This is a genomic window from Stenotrophomonas sp. STEN014, from assembly GCF_056760315.1.
Map to the genome: position 1 here is coordinate 1 of NZ_JBRREN010000003.1, position 20,182 is coordinate 20,182.

Annotated in this window: 18 protein-coding genes and 2 rRNA genes; 13 read left to right on the forward strand and 7 right to left on the reverse strand. The window is 65.4% G+C overall.

Translation table 11 applies throughout. The annotated features are described in order from the left end of the window. Positions 1 to 52: 52 nt before the first annotated feature. Together rrf (ACVOMC_RS05050) and rrf (ACVOMC_RS05055) are read left to right on the forward strand one after the other, a co-directional pair. Positions 53 to 167 (forward strand): 5S ribosomal RNA (rrf, locus tag ACVOMC_RS05050). A gap of 129 nt (positions 168 to 296) precedes the next feature. Then, positions 297 to 411, forward strand: a 5S ribosomal RNA gene (gene rrf / locus ACVOMC_RS05055). Between the two features lie 243 nt (positions 412 to 654). Here rrf (ACVOMC_RS05055) and ACVOMC_RS05060 read toward each other — a convergent pair. The 3 genes from ACVOMC_RS05060 to ACVOMC_RS05070 all read right to left on the reverse strand — a co-directional run bounded on the left by ACVOMC_RS05060 (position 655) and on the right by ACVOMC_RS05070 (position 3,726). Then, a complete protein-coding gene (locus tag ACVOMC_RS05060) occupies positions 655 to 1,119 on the reverse strand; it encodes a PepSY domain-containing protein (protein WP_054660427.1) in 465 nt (154 codons plus the stop codon). A 188-nt stretch (positions 1,120 to 1,307) separates the two neighbouring features. Then, positions 1,308 to 3,014, reverse strand: a complete 1,707-nt coding sequence (locus tag ACVOMC_RS05065) for a M28 family metallopeptidase (RefSeq protein ID WP_481523070.1) — start codon at positions 3,012 to 3,014, stop codon at positions 1,308 to 1,310. A gap of 58 nt (positions 3,015 to 3,072) precedes the next feature. Then, positions 3,073 to 3,726, reverse strand: coding sequence for a DUF4097 family beta strand repeat-containing protein (locus tag ACVOMC_RS05070; RefSeq protein ID WP_481523071.1), 654 nt, complete (start codon positions 3,724 to 3,726; stop codon positions 3,073 to 3,075). A 109-nt stretch (positions 3,727 to 3,835) separates the two neighbouring features. Between ACVOMC_RS05070 and ACVOMC_RS05075 the strand changes: the two genes are divergently transcribed. Both ACVOMC_RS05075 and ACVOMC_RS05080 read left to right on the forward strand, forming a co-directional pair. Next, positions 3,836 to 5,116, forward strand: coding sequence for a murein hydrolase activator EnvC family protein (locus ACVOMC_RS05075; protein WP_481523072.1), 1,281 nt, complete (start codon positions 3,836 to 3,838; stop codon positions 5,114 to 5,116). A 109-nt stretch (positions 5,117 to 5,225) separates the two neighbouring features. After that, complete coding sequence (locus tag ACVOMC_RS05080) at positions 5,226 to 6,644, forward strand: S41 family peptidase (RefSeq protein ID WP_481523073.1); 1,419 nt, start codon at positions 5,226 to 5,228, stop codon at positions 6,642 to 6,644. Positions 6,645 to 6,689: 45 nt separating this feature from the next. Here ACVOMC_RS05080 and ACVOMC_RS05085 read toward each other — a convergent pair whose 3' ends face one another. Continuing rightward, the gene (locus ACVOMC_RS05085) at positions 6,690 to 7,013 is read right to left on the reverse strand and encodes a DUF1820 family protein (RefSeq protein ID WP_481523074.1); all 324 of its coding nucleotides are present in this window, start codon (positions 7,011 to 7,013) and stop codon (positions 6,690 to 6,692) included. A gap of 35 nt (positions 7,014 to 7,048) precedes the next feature. Next, positions 7,049 to 7,741: a rhomboid family intramembrane serine protease gene (locus ACVOMC_RS05090; protein WP_054660552.1), complete on the reverse strand. Its 693-nt coding sequence runs from the start codon at positions 7,739 to 7,741 to the stop codon at positions 7,049 to 7,051. Positions 7,742 to 7,957: 216 nt separating this feature from the next. Here ACVOMC_RS05090 and ACVOMC_RS05095 point away from each other — a divergent pair, with 216 nt between their 5' ends. Beyond that, complete coding sequence (locus tag ACVOMC_RS05095; RefSeq protein ID WP_057506601.1) at positions 7,958 to 9,409, forward strand: outer membrane protein transport protein; 1,452 nt, start codon at positions 7,958 to 7,960, stop codon at positions 9,407 to 9,409. A gap of 880 nt (positions 9,410 to 10,289) precedes the next feature. Here the strand turns inward: ACVOMC_RS05095 and putA are convergent. Then, on the reverse strand, positions 10,290 to 13,508 hold the full coding sequence (gene putA, locus ACVOMC_RS05100) for a bifunctional proline dehydrogenase/L-glutamate gamma-semialdehyde dehydrogenase PutA (RefSeq protein ID WP_481523075.1): 3,219 nt from the start codon (positions 13,506 to 13,508) through the stop codon (positions 10,290 to 10,292). A gap of 293 nt (positions 13,509 to 13,801) precedes the next feature. Between putA and ACVOMC_RS05105 the strand changes: the two genes are divergently transcribed. The 6 genes from ACVOMC_RS05105 (at position 13,802) to ACVOMC_RS05130 (ending at position 18,523) form a co-directional block, all read left to right on the forward strand. Beyond that, on the forward strand, positions 13,802 to 14,275 hold the full coding sequence (locus tag ACVOMC_RS05105; protein ID WP_054660081.1) for a DUF2244 domain-containing protein: 474 nt from the start codon (positions 13,802 to 13,804) through the stop codon (positions 14,273 to 14,275). Between the two features lie 17 nt (positions 14,276 to 14,292). Then, on the forward strand, positions 14,293 to 15,216 hold the full coding sequence (coxB, locus tag ACVOMC_RS05110; RefSeq protein ID WP_481523076.1) for a cytochrome c oxidase subunit II: 924 nt from the start codon (positions 14,293 to 14,295) through the stop codon (positions 15,214 to 15,216). A 65-nt stretch (positions 15,217 to 15,281) separates the two neighbouring features. Continuing rightward, the gene (ctaD, locus tag ACVOMC_RS05115) at positions 15,282 to 16,892 is read left to right on the forward strand and encodes a cytochrome c oxidase subunit I (protein WP_481523077.1); all 1,611 of its coding nucleotides are present in this window, start codon (positions 15,282 to 15,284) and stop codon (positions 16,890 to 16,892) included. A 14-nt stretch (positions 16,893 to 16,906) separates the two neighbouring features. Further along, on the forward strand, positions 16,907 to 17,041 hold the full coding sequence (locus tag ACVOMC_RS05120) for a hypothetical protein (protein WP_275043996.1): 135 nt from the start codon (positions 16,907 to 16,909) through the stop codon (positions 17,039 to 17,041). Next, a complete protein-coding gene (locus tag ACVOMC_RS05125; RefSeq protein ID WP_481523078.1) occupies positions 17,038 to 17,625 on the forward strand; it encodes a cytochrome c oxidase assembly protein in 588 nt (195 codons plus the stop codon). Before ACVOMC_RS05120 ends, ACVOMC_RS05125 begins: the two co-directional genes overlap by 4 nt. Before the next feature lie 22 nt (positions 17,626 to 17,647). After that, positions 17,648 to 18,523 carry a cytochrome c oxidase subunit 3 gene (locus tag ACVOMC_RS05130; RefSeq protein WP_054659888.1) on the forward strand — a complete coding sequence of 292 codons (876 nt, stop codon included), beginning with the start codon at positions 17,648 to 17,650 and terminating at the stop codon, positions 18,521 to 18,523. Positions 18,524 to 18,570: 47 nt separating this feature from the next. On the opposite strand, the gene ACVOMC_RS05135 is transcribed toward ACVOMC_RS05130, so the two are convergent. After that, a complete protein-coding gene (locus ACVOMC_RS05135) occupies positions 18,571 to 18,789 on the reverse strand; it encodes a twin transmembrane helix small protein (RefSeq protein WP_054659890.1) in 219 nt (72 codons plus the stop codon). Between the two features lie 57 nt (positions 18,790 to 18,846). Here ACVOMC_RS05135 and ACVOMC_RS05140 point away from each other — a divergent pair, with 57 nt between their 5' ends. Next, complete coding sequence (locus tag ACVOMC_RS05140; protein ID WP_481523079.1) at positions 18,847 to 19,569, forward strand: SURF1 family protein; 723 nt, start codon at positions 18,847 to 18,849, stop codon at positions 19,567 to 19,569. Positions 19,570 to 19,596: 27 nt separating this feature from the next. Continuing rightward, entirely contained in the window at positions 19,597 to 20,172 is a 576-nt protein-coding gene (locus tag ACVOMC_RS05145) for a hypothetical protein (protein WP_481523080.1), read from the forward strand. Positions 20,173 to 20,182 lie beyond the last annotated feature (10 nt).

A 20,182-nucleotide genomic window follows, 5' to 3' on the forward strand; every position in this document is an offset into this window, starting at 1 on the left:
GGGATCACTCCCGGTTGCTCGAATAAAAAGCCGGCGACGCTCCAACCGTCTCCCTGGTGAAATTAGCGCTATGGAACCACCCGATCCCATCCCGAACTCGGAAGTGAAACGTAGCTGCGCCGATGGTAGTGAGGCTTAAGCCTTGCGAGAGTAGGTCATCGCCAGGGTCTTTACTAAAATCCCCGCAGCTCATGCTGCGGGGATTTGCTTTTACCAGGCTCCTTCCGCACCCGCCGCGGCAGGAACTGCACGGAAGCCGCATCCGAGCCGGCGCACTGCGCTGCTCCAACCGTCTTCCTGATGAAAACAGCGCTGTGGAACCACCCGATCCCATCCCGAACTCGGAAGTGAAACGCAGCCGCGCCGATGGTAGTGAGGCTCAAGCCTTGCGAGAGTAGGTCATCGTCAGGAGTTACCCCCAAACCCCGCTGCTCACGCAGCGGGGTTTTTTTATTGCGCCACGCCCTGCTGCAGGCCGTAAAGGACGCCGGCAACAAAAAGCCCGGCAGCGGCCGGGCTTGGGGACAGCCGCCAGAAAATGGCGTTCAGCGCGCCCGCTGCCGCATCAACACCGCATGCGCCCAGCGAGAAGCAATACCCGGGGCGGTGATGTGAAAGAGCGGGTCGGTGTGAGCGCTCGACACGGCGGCAGGCTCAGTCATTGCGGGCGGTGACGATCGTGCCGTCCTCCGGGTCGATCCGCAGCTCGACTTTGCGGCCGTTGGAATTGTCGGCTTCGGCATGCCAGAGACTGTCCTTGAACTTCAGGTCGCGGATATTGGAGAAACCCTGCGCGCTGAGGGAGGCATGGATCTCGTCCTTGTTCATGCGTGAAACGGCGGTGCCATCTTCGGGATAGATCCGGCCGCGGAGCGGGTCCACTTTCACTTCCAGGCGTTTGCCGTTGCCGCTGACCGCATGGGCTTCCCACAGGCCATCGTCGAACTGGATCTGTTTGATGTCGCGGTATCCCTGCTCTTCCAGCAGGGTCCTGACCTCCCGTTGGGTCAGACCGTTGCTGCCGGCGGCCGGATCACTGGAGGCGCTCTGCGCATAGGCCGGAACCGCGGCGCCGAAGGCGGCAACAAGCAGGGAAGTGGTGAGGATCCGAAAATGCATCGCTCGTTCTCCATTGATGGGTGGCACGGGCAATGTTGGGTGCCACGGCTCGCAGACCAGGTGAAGGAGGTGTTGCGGGGATGTGCACTGTTCAGTCTCATGAAGCCGGCGGCTTCAGGGCATGCGCTGGCGTCGCAGAACGAAAAACGGCGCCATCAAGGCGCCGTTTGAGTGGAGCGGTGGGGAGCTCAGGGCTTGCCGTTTGGCTTGCTCTTCATCATCGCGTCGCGATTGGCCTTGAACGGGTTGCCTTCGTACCAGTTCGGCCAGGCATCACCGGCGGCCAGCTGGCTGCCGACGCCGTACAGCAGTTCCAGGTCTTCGACTGCGCCGTCCAGCTTCCAGGTCGCCGGATCGTACTCGTCCTTGGGACCGTGGTAGCGCTCCTTGCCGTAGGCTTCGGCAGCGCGCTTGCCGGCTTCGGTGCCACCGTCGATCAGGTCCTCGCCGCCATCGGCATACAGCGCCGGGACACCGGCCTTGGCGAAGTTGAAGTGGTCCGAACGGAAGTAGAAGCCGCTCTGCACTGCCGCTTCGGCATGCAGGGTGCGGCCCTTTGCGGCGGCCAGCGGCTTGAGGATGTCCTCCAGTTCGGAGCTGCCGAAACCGGTGACGGTCATGTCGCGGGCGCGGCCGTTGACCGACATCGCATCGATGTTGATCACACCGGCGATCTTGTCCAGCGGGAAGGTCGGGTGGTTCACGTAGTACTGCGAACCGAGCAGCCCGGATTCTTCCAGGGTGACGGCCAGGAATACCACCGAGCGTTCCGGCGGCGTGGGCTGGTGCGCCATGGCGTCGGCGATCTCGAGGATGCCGGCCACGCCGGTGGCGTTGTCCACCGCACCGTTGTAGATGTTGTCGCCTTCTTCGCCCTCGTGCTTGCCCAGGTGATCCCAGTGCGCCATGTACAGCACGGCTTCGTCGGCGCGCTTGCCGCCGGGCAGCACGCCCACCACGTTGCGCGACTTCTTTTGCGCGATGGTGCTCTTCAGGTCCAGTGACAGTTTGGCTTTCAGCGGTTCGGGATTGAAGCCGCGCTTGCTGGCATCGCGGTAGGCCTTGTCCAGATCCAGCCCGGCTTCTGCGAACAGCTGCCGCGCCGCGTCGGCGCTGAGCCAGCCCTGTGCCTGCAGTCGCGGCTCCTTGTCCTCTGTGGCCGGCAGGTCGTACTGCGCGCCGCCCCAGGAGTTCTTCACCACGTCCCAGCCATAGGAGGCACCGGCGGTGTCGTGCACGATCAGTGCAGCCGCGGCACCCTTGCGCGCGGCTTCCTCGAACTTGTAGGTCCAGCGCCCGTAGTAGGTCATCCGCTTGCCGTCGAACAGCTTGGCGTCATCGACATGGAAGCCGGGGTCGTTGACGAACATCACCACCGTCTTGCCGGTCCAGTCCTGGCCGGCGTAGTCGTTCCAGTCCTGTTCGGGGGCATCCACGCCGTAGCCCACAAAGACCAGGTCGCTGTCGGCGATCTTGATTTCCGGCTGGCCGCTGCGGGTACCGATGACCATGTCGGTGCCGAACGTCAGCTCCTGCACCGTGCCGTCGCGCTGGATCTTCAGCACGGTGTCCGGATCGGCGGTGGTTTCGGTCATCGGCACGTCCTGGAACCAGCTGTCGCCATTGCCCGGCTGCAGGCCGATGCGCTGCATTTGGTCGCGGATGTAGTTGACCGTGAGTTCCTCGCCGTTGCTGCCTGGCGCGCGGCCTTCAAATTCGTCCGAGGCCAGGGTCTTGACCAGCTCGGCGAAGTCGGCGGCATTGATGGCGCTGGCGAACGCGTGCGCCGGGACCGCGGTCGGCAGCGCTGCTGTGGCCGGCGGTGCGGCCGCCTCCTGCTTGCAGGCGACCAGCGTGGCGCTGGCGGCCAGGCACAACAACAGTTTGCGTTGCATGAAAACTCCGGTTTGCATTCGATACCCGATTCTAGGCGCGATCGGCATGCGTCGGGACTCAGCGTGGTGCGGTCTCGCCGCTGAAGCGCTGCACGGTGGCGCCGCTGACCGGACCGATCCGGGCCGAATCGTGCACGTACAGGGTGACCTCGCGCTCGAACAGCAGCGTGCCTTCAACCACCGCGTTGGGACCGATGACGATGCGCGGCTTGCGCGGTGCGGTCAGCGAGATGTTGAACGAGGGGCGGCTGACCTTGATGCCACCTTTGACATGCGAATCGATGCCGACGGTGATATCGCCATTGACCGTTTCGATATCTCCGCCGAGCTGCGTGCCGACCAGACCGATGGCGCCATTGACGGTTTCCACGCTGCCGCCGATGCGGCTGCCGCGGTCGACAAAGATGCCGCCGTTGACGGTTTCCAGGCCCTTTTCCAATACCAGGTTGCGACCGGCGCGGATGCCGCCGTTGACGGTCTCGATCGCGCGGGCCTGCACGTTGTCGTCGATGCGCACGCTGCCGTTGACGGTCTCGACCCCGCGCACCCGCACGCCGCTGGCCAGCCGGATGCTGCCGTTGACCGTATCCAGATCGCCATAGCTGCCGTTGGCGGTGGTGTGGATGCTGCCGTTGACCTTGCTGATGTCATCGGCGGCCAGGACCAGCGGGGTGGTGGCTGTCAGGGCCAGCAGCAGAAATACACGTTTCATGCGACCTCCAGGAGGGGTATTCCGATGGACCGGAGCCGATGGCACCACGCTTGGTTACAATCCGCACCTGCCTGAAGTCATTGGAACCGCATTGCGCCCGACTTTCCACATGCGCCGCCCCGGTCAAGCAGCGGTCCCGCCCCAGTGGCGTGGCAGCTGGCTGCTGGTGCTGGCGCTGGTGAGCGGGCCGTTGCTGGCGCAGACCGCGCCGCGCGATACGGAAAAGAAGCTGCAGCAGCTGCGCGGCGAACTGAAGAGCGTTTCCCAGGAGCGCCGGCAGCTGGAAGAACAGCGGGCACAGGTCAACCAGCAGTTGCGCGAGGCCGACCAGAAGGTCGCCCGCAGCGCCCGCGCGGTGGCCGAGGCCGAGGCGGCGGTAGCGCGTGAGCAGCGGTCACTGGCCGCGCTGCAGCAGCGCAGAACCGAGCTGGAGAGCGGTCTGGCCCGCCAGCGCCAGCAACTGGCCGCCTTGCTGCGTGGTGCCTATCAGCTGGGTACGCACGCACCGCTGAAGCTGCTGCTGTCGCAGGATACCGTGGCCGATGCCAACCGCGAGCTGGCCTATCACCGTTACCTGCAGCGCGAGCGGGCGCGCTCGATCAGTGCTTTGACCGCGGACCTGCGGACCTTGAGTGAAACCGAGCAGCAGATTCTGGCGCGCAGCCAGGAGCTGCAACAGGCGCGCGAACAACAACGCCAGCAGGCCGCCGCGCTGGAACGTGACCGGCGCCAGCGGGCGACGATGCTGACGGAACTGGAGCGCCGTTACCACGATCGCAGCGAACGCGAAAAGGCGCTGGGCCAGGATGCGCGTTCGCTGGAGCGGGTGCTGGCCAACCTGCGTGCCGCCGCGGCGCGTGCCGAAACCGAGCGGCGAGCCGCGGCACGGCGAGCCGCCACCGCGCAATCCCGGCAAGCGGCGACAGGAGCCGGTTCAGCGCGCACCGGTCCGCGTGCGCCTGCGGGCAAAACGCCGCCACGGGTGGTGGCCAATGCACCGGCGCCGAAGGTCGGCGGACTGGGCTGGCCACTGTCGGGCAATCTGCTGGCCCGTTATGGCGGCCGCTTGCCCGACGGGCGCAGCAGCACCGGCGTGCTGATCGGTGCCCCGGCCGGAACTACCGTCACCGCGGTGGCCGATGGCACCGTGGTGTTTTCCGACTGGATGACCGGCTACGGCATGATCCTGATTGTCGATCACGGCAACGGTTACCTGAGCCTGTACGCGCACAACGACGCGTTGCTCAAAGATGCCGGCGCGCGGATCAAGCGCGGCGATGCGGTGGCCAAGGTGGGCAACTCCGGTGGGCAGGGCACCACCGCGCTGTATTTCGAATTGCGCCGCAATGGCCAGCCGGTGGATCCGGCCACGTGGCTGCAGCGCCAGTAACCCAGGCTGAGCGCCGCCGGCGCCGGTTCAACGGGAATTTAGCCGGGCATCGCGCATAATCGAAACGACCGCGCTTCGGGCGCGGACCTGTTTTCTCATGGAGTGGTTCATGCGCGTAGCCCGTCTTGCTGCAGCCCTGCTGTTCGCCCTGTCTCCTGCGGTCGCGCTGGCACAGAGCGCCCCGGACAAGGCTGTCAGCGCCGATGATCCCGATGCCAAGGAGTCGGTCACCTCGCGCGTGCCGCTGGATGAGATCCGCCGCTTTGTCGGGGTCTACAACGCGGTGCGTGCGGCCTATGTCGATCCGGTCGACGACAAGAAGCTGATGCAGTCGGCGGTACGCGGCCTGTTGCTGGAGCTGGATCCGCACAGCACCTATTTCGACAAGGAAGACGCGCAGGCGTTCGACGAGCAGGCCACCGGCGCCTACGAAGGCATCGGCGTGGAACTGCAGCAGCAGGAAGACACGCTCAAGGTGGTATCGCCGATCGATGACACTCCGGCTGCGCGGGCCGGCCTGCGCGCCGGTGATCTGATCATCGCCATCGATGGCCAGCCGATCAGCGCGATCGAGGCGATGGAGCCGTTGCGCGGCCCGGCGGGCAGCTCGGTGGTGCTGACCATCGAGCGCGCGGGCGAAAAGCCGTTCGACGTCAGCGTCACCCGCGAAACCATCCGCGTCACCAGCGTGCGCAGCAAGATGCTGGAGCCCGGTTATGGCTATATCCGCATCAGCACCTTCCAGGCCGATACCGGTAGCGACTTCCAGAAGCATGTGGCGCAGCTGCAGGCCCAGGCCGGCGGCAAGCTCAAGGGGCTGGTGCTGGATTTGCGCAGCAATCCGGGCGGCCTGCTCACCGCTGCGGTGCAGGTGGCCGACGACCTGCTGGAGAAGGGCGGCATCGTCAGCACGCGCGGTCGCATCTCCATCAGCGATGCGACGTTCGATGCCACTCCGGGCGACCTCATGCAGGGCGCACCGGTGGTGGTGCTCACCGATGCCGGCTCGGCCAGCGCCTCCGAAGTGCTGGCCGGCGCTTTGCGTGACAATCAGCGGGCCCGCATTGTCGGCAGCCGTACCTTCGGCAAGGGCTCGGTGCAGACCGTGCTGCCGCTGGACAACGGTGATTCGGTGAAGCTCACCACCGCGCGCTATTACACCCCCAGCGGCAAATCCATCCAGGCCACCGGCATCATCCCCGACGTGGAGCTGCAGCCCGATCCGGCCGATCTGCCCAAGGACTTGCCGGCCAGCCTGACCGACTACAGCGAGGCCAAGTTGCCCGGGCACCTGCGCGGCGATGACGAAGCGGCCGGCAGCAAGGCCGGGGTGGTGTTGCCGGGCGATGCGCCGGTGCAGGCGGCGTTGCGCGAGCTCAAGCATCCCGGCTCGGTGGCTGCCGCGGCAGTGAAGCCCAAACCGGCCGCCGCAGCCGCAGCGACGAAGCCCGCGGTTGCGGCCCGGGCCAAGCCGGAGGCTCCCGCCAAGCCGGAACAAGCCGTGCCGGCCAGCGACGGCGACAAGTAAGCGTCGCGGCGGCCCTGCATGTTGCCGGGGCCGCCGCAGGTCCGTTCAGCGCGGTTTGCCCGGCAGCGGGAACGGAGTGACCACCTTCTCGCCGGTGCTGGCATCGCGGATCGCCGACTGCCCTTTCTTCTCCACTTCCTCGATGCGCACGATGCTCTGCATCGGCAGGTGCAACACCCGGGTGTCGCCGAACTCCTGTCGCAGGCGCTCTTCGGTGGGGTCCACCACCAGTCCGTCGTGGCGGTCGAACACCAGTTCGGCCACTTCGTTGAAGCCCCACAGATGGCTGCCACCCACGTGCCGGGCATACAGCTCGTAGACTTTGCCGTGGTTGAGGAAAGTGACCTTGTACAGCGGTTTGCTACTCATGCCGCGATTATAGAATCCGCCGCAGGGGCCGGGCGCTAGAAGCCCTGGCGCTTGCGCAGACGGCGGGCGATGGCCGCGCGCACATACAGGCCGTAGACGATACCGAACAGGAAGCCGGCCAGATGCGCCGACCACGCCACCTGGCCGAAGCTGGGGCCGATATAGGCGAACACCACCTGCAGCGCGGCCCAGACGCCGATCAGCAGGAATGCCGGGGCGCGGACGAATTCCAGGAACAGCCCCAGCGGCACCACCACGCCCAGGCGGGCGCCGGGAAACAACGCCAGATAGGTGCCCAGCAATGCCGAAACCGCGCCACTGGCACCGATGATGGTCTGATCCGGCGTGTCCATCACATACAGCGCGGCCAGGTTCGAGGCCGCGCCACCGAGCAGGAACAGCAGCAGCAGCCGCCATGGCCCGAGCACGCGTTCGGCCGGCAGTCCGAAGATCAGCAGGAACACCAGGTTGCCCAGCAGGTGCGACCAGTCCGCATGCAGGAACAGCGCGGTGAACAGCCGCAACGCACTGCCATCGCGCAGCGCCGCCCAGACCTCCTGCGGGTTGCCCAGACCGGTGGACAGCGCCCCCCAGTTCATCCACAGCGACCGCCAGGCCTCGGTCGGCCGGGAGATCGACCACAGGAAGGCGATCCAGGTGACGGCAACCAGCGCTGGCACCGCCCAGCGCAGGCCGGGCTTCTTACGGGAGGGGATGGAAAGGAACATATGCCGGAAGCGTAATCGGTTCCTCGCCTAAGCGCTTCATTCGGAACAGGAAACTGAATTCGGTGCCGTTATTGTTTAGTTAAGCAAGCTGGGAGATACTGCATACGGCGTGGTATGTCGGGAGGGGTCTCCGGCTCATCGTCAAGCTATTACTGCAGTCCGTTAATGCCACCCGCATCAACGACTTTTCATCAGTTCCAGGAGAGAGCTTCCAACATGCATACCGCTTCCTCGATTGCCCGCATCACCGCTCTGGCCGTCGGCATCGCCGGCGCCCTCGCATTCAGCAACGCCGATGCTGCCGCCTTCCAGCTCAAGGAGAACAGCGCCAAGGGTTTGGGCCGTGCGTTTGCCGGTTCCACCAGCGCCTGGGGTGATGCGTCTGTGGTCGCCACCAATCCGGCCTCGATGCGCCTGCTCGACGGCCGCCAGTTCCAGGCGGACCTGAGCGCCATCAGCTTCTCGGCCGATTTCGAGAAGTTCGACGCCCGCTACAACGGCACCGGCGGCCCGGGTACCGGTGCACCGGTCAGTGGCGGCAACGGCGGTGACGCCGGCATGATCGCGCCGGTTCCGGCGGCCTATTTCCATGTGCCGTTCGGCGAGAACGACAACATGCACTTCGGCCTGTCGCTGACCGCGCCGTTCGGCTTCAAGACCGACTACGACAAGGACTGGGTGGGCCGTTACCACGGCGTGACCACCGACCTGAAGGCGGTCGATCTGGGCGCGGCATTCTCCTATGACGTCAACCCGTATGTGTCCTTTGGTGCCAGCGTGTTCGTGCAGCACCTGACCATCGAGCTGACCAACGCGGTGGACTTCGGTGCCGTGGTCAACGGCGCCGCGCAGCAGAAGGCCGCCGCGGCAGTGCTGGCCGCCGGTGGCACTCCGGCCCAGGCCGCCAACGCTGCCCGCCAGGCCTCTGGCGCTGCGGCGCAGCAGGGCTTCTACCCGGGCAGCGCCGATGGCTACGCCTCGCTGGAAGGTGACAACAATGCGGTCGGTTACGTGCTGGGCGGTACCTTCAGCCCGAGCGAAGACACCAATATCGCGCTGAGCTACCGCTCCAAGGTCGAGCACAAGATCACCGGCGGCAAGGGCAAGTTCGATGTGCCGCCGGCGGTGCAGGTCGCCCTCGGCATGCCGGGCAGCGGTCTGTTCGTACCGACCAGCGGCAAGGCTACCCTGACCCTGCCGGCGTCGCTGACCGCCAGTGTTACCCACCGGATCAACGACCGCTGGACGGTGATGGGCGATGTGACCCGTACCGCATGGAAGCCGTCGTTCGACAAGGTGACCGTGGATTTCGCATCGAACCAGCCCGACAACGTGCTGGAATTCGGCTACAACGACACCACCTTCGGCTCGATCGGTACCGAGTACAAACTGTCTGACACCATCACCCTGCGTGGTGGCGTGGCCTATGACGAAACCCCGACCAGCTATGCGCACCGTGACGTCAAGGTGCCGGACGTGACCCGCAAGTGGCTGTCGTTCGGTCTGGGCTGGACGCCGTCGGAGAAGACCGAGTTCAACTTCGGCTATACCCACCTGTTCACCAACGAGCCGGCGATCAACATCGTCTCGGCCACCGGCAGCACGCTGAAGGGCAAGTACGACGTGGGTGGCGACATCCTCGCCGCATCGGTCAACTACAAGTTCTAAGTCCGGCCGCATCTGGCCGGGATGTAGTGACCGCTACCACGTGAGCGGGAGCGCGCAGCACCGGAACAGCCCGATGCAGTAGTAATCATGAAGCCCGGGAGGTCCGCCTCCCGGGCTTCATGCGTTGTGGCGGCGGCATGCAGGCACTGTGCTGATTCAGGCTCCACGATCGACGCTTTGCCGCCTGCGCCACCGGCACCGGATTGGCAAAAGGGTCTGTTGAAGAGGTTTCCCCTTTTGTCCGTCCCTGCTGGCCTCCGTACTGTCGCTGCGCAGACCCGAGGCCTCCAAACTCGGATGTGTGAGGAGCGGGCGTTGGCGATGGTCACCTCCGCAAGCGGCGTCGCTGTCGCCCATGTGTACGTGCCCACCGGCCGGATGTTGCAGGTGACGATCCGCTGCGGCAGCGCGGCCTGGGACGGCGATCCCCACCGGCCGGTGATGACGGCTGCTTCGATCCTGTGGGGGATTTTCCGCCCCCCTCGCGGGCCAGCCCGTTGCCGTCAACGGCAGCAGCGCGCCCTCACCACGTCGGCCAGAGCGGGCCGGTGATCGACGATGAGGGCTTCAGTGACGCCACCTTTGTCGGCTTCAAGGATCGGGAGGTCGAAATCGACCAGCGGCCCCAGACCTTCAAGGACCGCGCCCCCGGATTGCCCCGCTCGAGGGGGCCGCGTGGAACGGGAGTACACGCCGGGCTTCGGCCGCAGCAGCCGTCAGCGCTACCGCGGCGATGCGTGGCGATACGCGGCGGTCCAGTGATCGGATCGGTTCGATCGACCACCGCCGGGGCCTGGGGCGTGCCTGTGAGCAGGGCTGGATGGACAACAAAAAACCCCGCTTTCGCGGGGTTCTTCGTTGCTTCCGCGCTGCGGCCGACTCAGTCGCCCAGGGTCAGCAGCGAGGCGTTGCCGCCGGCGGCGGTGGTGTTCACCGTCACCGTCTTCTCGGTGGCAAAACGCAGCAGGTAGTGCGGGCCGCCGGCCTTGGGGCCGGTGCCGGACAGGCCCTGGCCGCCGAACGGCTGCACGCCGACCACCGCCCCGATCTGGTTGCGGTTGACGTAGACGTTGCCGACGTGGACGCCGTTGGCGATGCGCTCGACGGTCTCGTCGATGCGCGAATGCACGCCCAGGGTCAGGCCGTAGCCGGTGGAATTGATCTGCGCGATCACCGCGTCGAGCTGGTCGGCCTTCCAGCGGATCACGTGCAGCACCGGCCCGAAGATCTCCTTGTGCAGCTGGTTCAGGTCCTTCAGCTCATAGGCACGCGGGGCGAAGAAGGTGCCGTGTGCGGCGGCCTCGGACAGTGGCGCGGCGGCGATCAGGCGCGCTTCGCGGTCCATGCGGGCGGCATGGTCGGTGAGGATCTGCAGCGCATCGGCATCGATGACCGGACCGACGTCGGTGGACAGCAGGCCGGGATCACCGATCTTCAGTTCGGCCATCGCGCCGGCCAGCATGGTCATCACCTTGTCGGCGATATCGTCCTGCACGAACAGCACGCGCGCGGCCGAACAGCGCTGGCCGGCGGAGGTGAAGGCCGAGCCGATGGCGTCCTTGACGATCTGCTCGGGCAGCGCCGAGGAGTCGGCGATGAAGGCGTTCTGGCCGCCGGTCTCGGCGATCAGCACGCCGATGGCGGCATCGCGCGCGGCCATCGCGCGGTTGATCGCGCGGGCGGTTTCGGTGGAGCCGGTGAAGGCCACGCCGGCCACGCGCGGGTCGGCGGTGAGCGCGGCACCGACCGTGGCGCCATCGCCTGGCAGGAACTGCAGCACGCCTTCGGGCACACCGGCCTCGTGCAGCAGCTTCACCGCGTAATAGCCGACCAGGTTGGTCTGCTCGGCCGGCTTGGCGATGACGCTGTTGCCGGCGGCCAGTGCCGCGCTGACCTGGCCCAGGAAGATCGCCAGCGGGAAGTTCCACGGGCTGATGCAGACGAACACGCCGCGGCCATGCAGCTGCAGCTCGTTGCTCTCGCCGGTCGGGCTGGGCAGCTTCTCGGCGTGGCTGAACTGCTCGCGTGCCTGCTTGGCGTAGTAGCGCAGGAAGTCCACCGCCTCGCGTACTTCGGCGATGCTGTCGGGCAGGCTCTTGCCGGCTTCCTTCACGCACAGCGCCATGAACTCGGCAATGCGCGCTTCCAGCTGGTCGGCGGCGTGTTCGAGGATGGCGGCGCGGCTGGCGGCCGGGGTACGGTTCCACGCTGGTTGTGCGGCTACGGCGTTGCTCAACGCCTGCTGCACGGTGGCGGCATCGGCGGCCTGCCACTGGCCGACCACCTCGCGCGTGTCGGCCGGGTTGGTGACCGGCTGTGCGGCGGTCGTGGCGGTGGCGCCGGGCACCAGCGGGGCGGCGTGCCACGGCTTGATGGCGGCAGTGAGCTGCCCGGCCAGCGCGCGCAGGTCGTTGTCGTTGGCGAGGTTGATGCCCATGGAATTGGTCCTGTCGTGGTTCTGGCTGCGCAGCAGGTCGATGGGCAGCGGGATCTTCGGGTGGGGAATGGACGCGAACGAGGACACCGCCTCGACCGGATCGCGGATCAGATCCTCGATCGAAACCTCGTCATCGGTGATGCGGTTGACGAAGCTGGAGTTGGCGCCATTCTCGAGCAGGCGGCGCACCAGGTACGGCAGCAGGTCCTCGTGCGAACCGACCGGTGCGTACACACGGCACGGCACATTGAGGCGGTCGGCCGGAATCACCTCGGCATACAGGTCATCGCCCATGCCGTGCAGCTTCTGGTGCTCGTAGGTGTGGCCGGCGCCGATCTGCTTGATCACCGCGATGGTGTGCGCGTTGTGGGTGGCGAACATCGGGTAGATCGCATCGCGGTGGCCGAACAGGCGCTTGGCGCAGGCGATGTAGGACACGTCGGTGTTCTGTTTGCGGGTGAACACCGGGTAGCCGGGCAGGCCGTCGATCTGTGCGCGCTTGATCTCCGCATCCCAGTAGGCGCCCTTGACCAGACGCACCTGCAGCTTGTGACCGATGCGGCGGGCCAGGTCGGCCAGGTAATCGATCGTGTACGGCGTACGCTTCTGGTAGGCCTGCACGACGATGCCGAAGCCTTCCCAGCCTTTCAGTGACGGATCGCTGACCACGGCCTCGATGATGTCCAGCGACAGCTCCAGGCGGTCGGTTTCCTCGGCGTCGACGGTACAGCCGATGCCATAGGACTTGGCCAGCTGTGCCAGTTCCAGCACGCCCGGCACCAGGTCCTTGAGCACGCGGTCGCGCTTGGCATGTTCGTAGCGCGGGTACAGCGCCGAGAGCTTGATCGAGATGCCGTGCGAGGTGGTGACGTCACCATCGGCCTTGCCGCCGCGTGCCAGGTTGTCCTTGCCGATCGCGTGGATGGCGCGCCGGTAATCTTCCAGGTACCGCCGCGCGTCCTTCATGGTCAGCGCACCTTCGCCGAGCATGTCGAAGGAGTAGCGGTAGTTGCTGTTGTCGCCCTTGTGCGAGCGTGCCAGCGCCTCGTCGATGGTGCGGCCCATGACGAACTGGTGGCCCATGATCTTCATCGCCTGGCGCACAGCCAGGCGGATCACCGGCTCGCCCACGCGGCCGATCAGTCGCTTGAAGGCGCCATGCACGTCGCGCTTGGTGGCATCGGCCAGATCGACCAGGTGCCCGGTCAGCATCAGGCCCCAGGTCGAGGCGTTGACCAGCACCGAGTCCGATTGGCCCATGTGCTTTTTCCAGTCCGCCTCGCCGAGCTTGTCGCGGATCAGCTTGTCAGCGGTTTCCTGATCCGGGATGCGCAGCAGGGCTTCGGCCACGCACATCAGCAGCACGCCTTCCTCGCTGCCCAGGTCGTACTGGCGCATGAAGGCTTCGATCGCGCCCTGGTTGCTGGCGCGGGCGCGCACGCGGCGCACCAGATCGGCGGCGGTGGCCTGGATCTGCGCCTGTTCGGCGGCCGGCAGGCGGGCCTGTTCCAGCAGTTCGCGCACATGACCGGCTTCGTCCTTGAGCCAGGCGTCGGTGATGGCCTGGCGCAACGCGGCAGGCGTCGGCGGAAGTTCCGGCGCGAGCAGGCACGGGCCTGTCGGCAGCGAAGATGCAGCATCAAAAGGAGGAGTCGAGTTCATGCGCCTGACCACAGTGGGATTTGACCATTTTAATCGGATACAGGCTTTTTCCCAGTGCCTCAGGGTGCTGCAACGGAGCTGTAAACCACTGGTATCAGGCGGATTGGGTGGCTTTCACGGGTTTTTCGTTATTTGTGCCGATTCCGTCATTTTTAATGACGGGCTTGAAGGGGTTTTGCGGGGATCCCTGTGTGCAATGCAGCATTCGCAACGATGATGAATGCAAGCTTGCCGGGGGGATTGGGCACGGCTACCATCCAGATCGTTATCCGCGGTATGGACGCGGTTGCGACATGATCCAGGTGCTTCGGTCAGTTTCCGATGGCTCACATGCGCAGCTGGTGCTGCATCCCCCACGGGCGCTTACGGCCCGGCAGTTCGTCCAGTTGTTCGCCGCGTTGGCAGGATTGATGTGGTTCACGGCCAGCCTGGCTTGGTGGTCCGGTAACCGCCTCGCTCCGGCTTTCGCGCTGTTGCACAGCTTTCTGGTGGGCGTGGCGTTGCGTGCGGTCTGGCGCAGCGGCGAGCGCCGGGAAGAGATCCGGGTAGGACCGGACTGCGTGGAGGTCCTCCTCGCGGCCGGGAGTTCACCGGTATTCCGCGCGCACCCTTACTGGGTCCGCGTGGTTGCCGAGAAGGAACGGGTCCTGCTGGTTTCCAGCGGCAGGCGGGTCGAAGTGGGGAGTTTCCTCGCACCCGCCGAACGTCGGGAACTTGCGGTGACACTTGAAGGCTTGCTCGCAACCGGCAACGGCTGCAACCGATGACGTCAAGGGTCTAGGCAATGAAGCAAAGCAGCAGGTGGGGTGGGGCGTTGAAATCCGCATTGGTCGTTGCCGCCGCGGGGCTGGCGACCTCAAGCGCGTGGGCGCAATCGGCCGATCCCGCGCCATGGCAGCTCAACATGGGCAAGGGGGTTACCCATACCGCGCAGATGGCGTGGGAAGCCCACATGGTCGCGCTGTGGGTATGCGCGGTGATCGGCGTCCTGGTGTTTGCGGCGATGGCCTACGCCATTTTCAAGTTCCGCAAGTCAAAAGGGGCGGTGGCGGCGCAGTTCTCGCACAACACCAAGGCCGAGATCATCTGGACCGTCATTCCCATCATCATCCTGGTGGTGATGGCGTGGCCGGCCACCGCCAAACTGATCGCCATGTACGACTACCGCGACTCGGAAATGACGGTGAAAATCACCGGCTACCAGTGGATGTGGAAGTACGAATATCTCGGCGAGGATGTGGCCTTCACCAGCCGCATGGACCGCAAATCCGACCAGATCCGCCAGAGCGGTGCGGTGCCGACGATGGTCACCGATCCGCACTATCTGCTGGAGGTGGACAACCCGCTGGTGCTTCCGGTGGACACCAAGGTGCGTTTCGTCATCACCTCCGATGACGTGGTGCACGCCTGGTGGGTGCCGGCCCTTGGCTGGAAGCAGGACGCGGTGCCGGGCTTCATCAATGAGCGCTGGACCAATATCGAACGCGAAGGCGTCTACCGCGGCCAGTGCGCCGAGCTGTGCGGCAAGGATCATGGCTTCATGCCGATCGTGGTCAAGGCCGTGTCCAAAGACGAATTCAAATCCTGGCTGGCAGCGCGCAAGCCGGCTGCCGCGACGCAGGACGTCCCCGCGCCCGCCCCGGCCGTGCCCGAGACCGCCCCGGCGCAACCCGAAGCCGCGCCCGCGCCAACAGCCAGCGGTGCCTGATATTCCAGCGTGCCGGCGTGACGGCCGGCGCGATGCCTGAAAACGGATAACGAGGTGTAGTTGCAATGGCGAATTCCGCAGTCGAGCACTCCGATCACCACGGGCACCAACAGGGCTTTTTCGAACGCTGGTTCTTCTCCACCAACCACAAAGACATCGGCACGCTGTATCTGCTTTTCAGCTTCCTGATGTTCATCGTCGGCGCGGCGATGAGTGTGGTGATCCGCATGGAACTGGCGCAGCCCGGGCTGCAGTACGTCAAGCCGGAATTCTTCAACCAGATGACCACCGTGCATGCGCTGGTGATGATCTTCGGTGGCGTGATGCCGGCCTTCGTCGGCCTGGCCAACTGGATGATTCCGTTGCAGATCGGCGCGCCGGACATGGCGCTGCCGCGCATGAACAACTGGTCGTTCTGGCTGTTGCCGGTGGCTTTCACCCTGCTGCTGCTGACCCTGTTCCTGCCCGGCGGTGCCTCGGCCGGTGGCTGGACCATGTATCCGCCGCTGTCGCTGCAGGGCGGCTACAACGTGGCCTTCAGCGTGTTCGCCATCCACGTGGCCGGCATCAGCTCGATCATGGGCGCGATCAACATCATCGCCACGGTGCTCAACATGCGCGCGCCGGGCCTGGATCTGCTGAAGATGCCGATCTTCGTGTGGACCTGGCTGATCACCGCGTTCCTGTTGATCGCGGTGATGCCGGTGCTGGCCGGTGCGGTGACGATGCTGCTGACCGACAAGTTCTTCGGTACCAGCTTCTTCAATGCCGCCGGTGGCGGCGACCCGGTGATGTACCAGCACATCTTCTGGTTCTTCGGCCATCCGGAGGTCTACATCATGATCCTGCCGGCGTTCGGCGTGGTCAGCGAGATCCTCCCCACCTTCAGCCGCAAGCCGCTGTTCGGTTACCAGGCCATGGTCTACGCGACCGCGGCGATCGCGTTCCTGTCGTTCATCGTGTGGGCGCACCACATGTTCACGGTGGGCATGCCGCTGGGGGGCGAGATCTACTTCATGTTCGCCACGATGCTGATCTCGATTCCGACCGGGGTGAAGGTGTTCAACTGGGTCAGCACGATGTGGGAAGGCTCGCTGACGTTCGAGACACCGATGCTGTTCTCCATCGCCTTCGTGATCCTGTTCACCATCGGCGGTTTTTCCGGCCTGATGCTGGCCATCGTGCCGGCCGACTTCCAGTACCACGACACCTATTTCGTGGTGGCGCACTTCCACTACGTGCTGGTCACCGGCGCGGTGCTGGCGCTGATCGCCGCGGTCTACTACTGGTGGCCGAAGTGGACCGGCCGCATGTACAACGAGTTCTGGGGCAAGGTGCATTTCTGGTGGACGATGGTGTTCGTCAACCTGCTGTTCTTCCCGCAGCACTTCCTTGGCCTGGCGGGCATGCCGCGCCGTATCCCCGACTACAACCCGGTGTTCGCCGACTGGAACCTGGTCAGCTCGATCGGTGCGTTCGGCATGTTCGTCACCCCGTTCCTGATGGCGGCTATCCTGCTGAGCTCACTGCGCAACGGCAAACGCGCCGAGGCCCGGGCGTGGGAAAGCGCCCGCGGACTGGAGTGGACGCTGCCGTCGCCGGCACCGGCGCATACCTTCACCGTGCCACCGGTCATCAAGCCGGGCGATCTGGCCCACGATGACGTCACCCACTGAAACAGGGGAAACAGATGGACCCTCGCCCATTGCAACCTGAGGAGCTGGCGCTGCGTCGCCGCCGCTCGCGCCGCACCGCGCTGGTGGTGGGGCTGTTGGCGGTGGCGATCTACGCCGGGTTCATCCTTTCCGGCGTTCTGGCGCATTGACCACGCCCGCGCCCAAACCCGAGCGCAATGCCGGCATGGGCCGGCTGATTGGCGTGGCGTTGGCGGTGTTTGTGCTGACCTTCTCGCTGGTGCCGCTGTACCGCATCGCCTGCGAGAAGGTGTTCGGCGTGCGGCTGGAGCGCGGTGCGAGCCCGTCGGCGGCGGCCTCGGCCGGCACCAGCAAACGCACGGTGCGGGTGGAGTTCGATGGCGGGGTCAATTCCAAGCTGCCGTGGGCCTTCCATCCGGAACGGCTGACGATGGATGTGGTGCCGGGCGAATTGAACGAGGCGCTGTACTTTGCCCGCAACGACAGCGATCGCGCGCTGGTCGGTAGCGCGGTGCCGTCGGTGGCGCCGGCGCGGGCATCGGGCTACTTCAACAAGACCGAATGTTTCTGTTTCACCGCGCAGACCTTGCAGGCCGGGGAAAAGCGCGACATGCCGGTGCGTTTCATCGTTGATCCGGACCTGCCGGCCGACGTCAAAACGATCACCTTGTCCTACACGTTCTTCAAGAATGATGCGCTGACAGAGCAGCTGGTTTCGGCCTCGACCGCGACCGCTGCGCATGCGGCCCCCTAGATCACGGACCCGGAAGCAAGCCATGGCCCACAACACCTCTGATGCCAATGTCTACTTCGTGCCGAGCCACAGCAAGTGGCCCTTCGTTGGCTCGATTTCCATGCTGGTGATGATGGTGGGAGTGGCCAGCTGGTTGAACGACGCCGGCTGGGGGCGTTGGACCTTCTTCGCCGGGGTGGCGATGATGGTTTTCACCCTGTTTTTGTGGTTCGGCGATGTCATCCGCGAGTCAGTGGCCGGGCGCTACAACCACCAGGTCGATGGCTCGTTCCGGATGGGAATGGTGTGGTTCATCTTCTCCGAGGTGATGTTCTTCGGCGCGTTCTTCGGTGCGCTGTTCTACACCCGCCAGATGGGCCTGCCGTGGCTGGGCGGTGAAGGTCACGGGGTGATGACCAACGAACTGCTGTGGGACGGCTATTCGGCAGCGTGGCCGACCAATGGCCCCGGCGATATCGGCGGGGCGTTCCAGACCATTCCGGCGTGGGGGCTGCCGCTGCTCAATACGCTGATACTGCTGAGTTCGGGCATCACGCTGACCATTGCCCACCACGCGCTCAAGGCCGGTAGACGCAAGCAGCTGTTGCTGTGGCTGGGCGCGACGGTGGTGCTGGGTTGCGTGTTCCTGTTCTTCCAGGCCGAGGAATACATCCACGCCTACAAGGAGCTGAATCTGACCCTGGGCTCGGGTATCTACGGCTCCACCTTCTTCCTGCTCACCGGTTTCCATGGCGCGCATGTGGCGCTGGGCACGATCATGCTGGCGGTGATGTGGCTGCGTGCGGCCAAGGGCCACTTCAGCCGCGACAACCACTTCGGTTTCGAAGCGGCGGCGTGGTACTGGCACTTCGTCGATGTGGTGTGGCTGATGCTGTTCCTGTTCGTCTACGTGCTGTAGGCGATGCGCCGGCCGCGTCGCATCGGGCAACGCGGCCGTGGCCGGACTCAGCCGCCGACTCCGTGCGGCTTGATCCAGCCGCTGTAGATGCCAAGGACCACCAGCAGGATCAGCGCCACCGACAGGGCGATGCGCCGGGTCAACGCGTTGACCGTGCGCTTGGTCTGGCCGCGATCGATCATCAGGTAGTAGAGGCCGGCCCCCAGATTCCAGACGATGACGATCAAGAACGCGATTACCAGCAGGGTCTTCAGCGAATCATTCATGCGCGGCTCGGCGGGTGGGAAGTCCCCGCTATATCACCTGCTCGCGGCCGGCTTGTCATGACGCGACAGCACACGGTCTTTTCCGGATGGATGCTCGCCGTCGCCGTGGCGGCGGTGTTCATGGTGCTGGGCAGTTGGCAGCTGCAACGCATGCACGAAAAGCAACACGTGCTGGCGCAACTGCCGTCGGCAAGCGCCAGCATGGTGACGCTGGCCGAGGCGGTGCGCTCGCCCGATGCCCTGCACTGGATAGAGGATCGATTGCGGTTTGTTCCGGGCACGGTGTTGCTGGACAACCAGTTGCGCGAGGGCCGCGCCGGCATCAAGGTTTACCAGGCCGCGCGGGCGGAGCTTGGTCCGGCGGTGCTGGTCGATCTTGGCTGGCTGCCGCTGCCGGCCGATCGCGCGCTGCCCCCGTTGTCCGGCCAGCAGGGCACGCACGCGCTGCGCGGGCTGTGGGCGCCCGCGCCGGCTGCCGGAATCGCGCTGGGGCCAGCCCTGGTGCCGGCGAAGCAGCCGCAGACCTGGCTGGCCACCCGTATCGATCTGCCCGCCATTGCCGCCCAGCTGGGATTGGAGCAGGTGCCGCTCGCACCGCGGGTGCTGCGGCTGGATCCGGCGCTGCCGCTGGGCTATGCGCGGGATCTGGACCTGCTGCCCAACACCTTGCCGCCCTCGCGTCACCTCGGCTATGCGGTGCAATGGTTCGCCATGGCGCTGACGGTGCTGCTGATCGCCACGCTGTTGCATGTGCGTCGGCGTCTGGCGCGCAAGCGCTGAACCCCCTCACATGGGAAGATGCCCGGCATGAATGCTCTGACCCCCGACCAGCTCGCCATACGCAACCGTGGTCGCCGCGTGCTGTTGCTGATTTTTGCGATGTTCTTCGGTTCGATGGCACTGGCCGGGATCCTGCGCTTTTCCGGCTGGACCCCGCAGATCAACCGCCATCATGGGCAGATGCTGCAACCGGCGCTGGATCTGCGCAGCGAGCGCCTGCAGTTGGTCGACGGCACTGCCTATGAATGGAATCCGGGCCAGCGCCATTGGCGCATCCTGCTGGCCCCCGACCGTGGCTGCGCCCCGGCCTGCGTCACTTTGTCGCAGCAGTTGGACAAGGTGTGGCAGTTGTTCGGCCATAACGCCGATAATGTCGAGATACTGTGGCTGGGCACGCCGCCGGAGCAGGTGGCAGCCACTCCGGCACTGAAAGTGCTGCAGCCCCAGCCTGCGTTCCGGGCCAAACTGCCGGGGGTCGATGATCCGGTCGGTATCCCGGTGTATGTGATTGATCCCAATGGCTTTGTGGTACTCCGCTATGCGCCGGGTTTTGAGCCGGGTGGATTGCGGGCTGATCTATCCAAGCTGTTGAAACTGATGTGAGTCCCGTTCG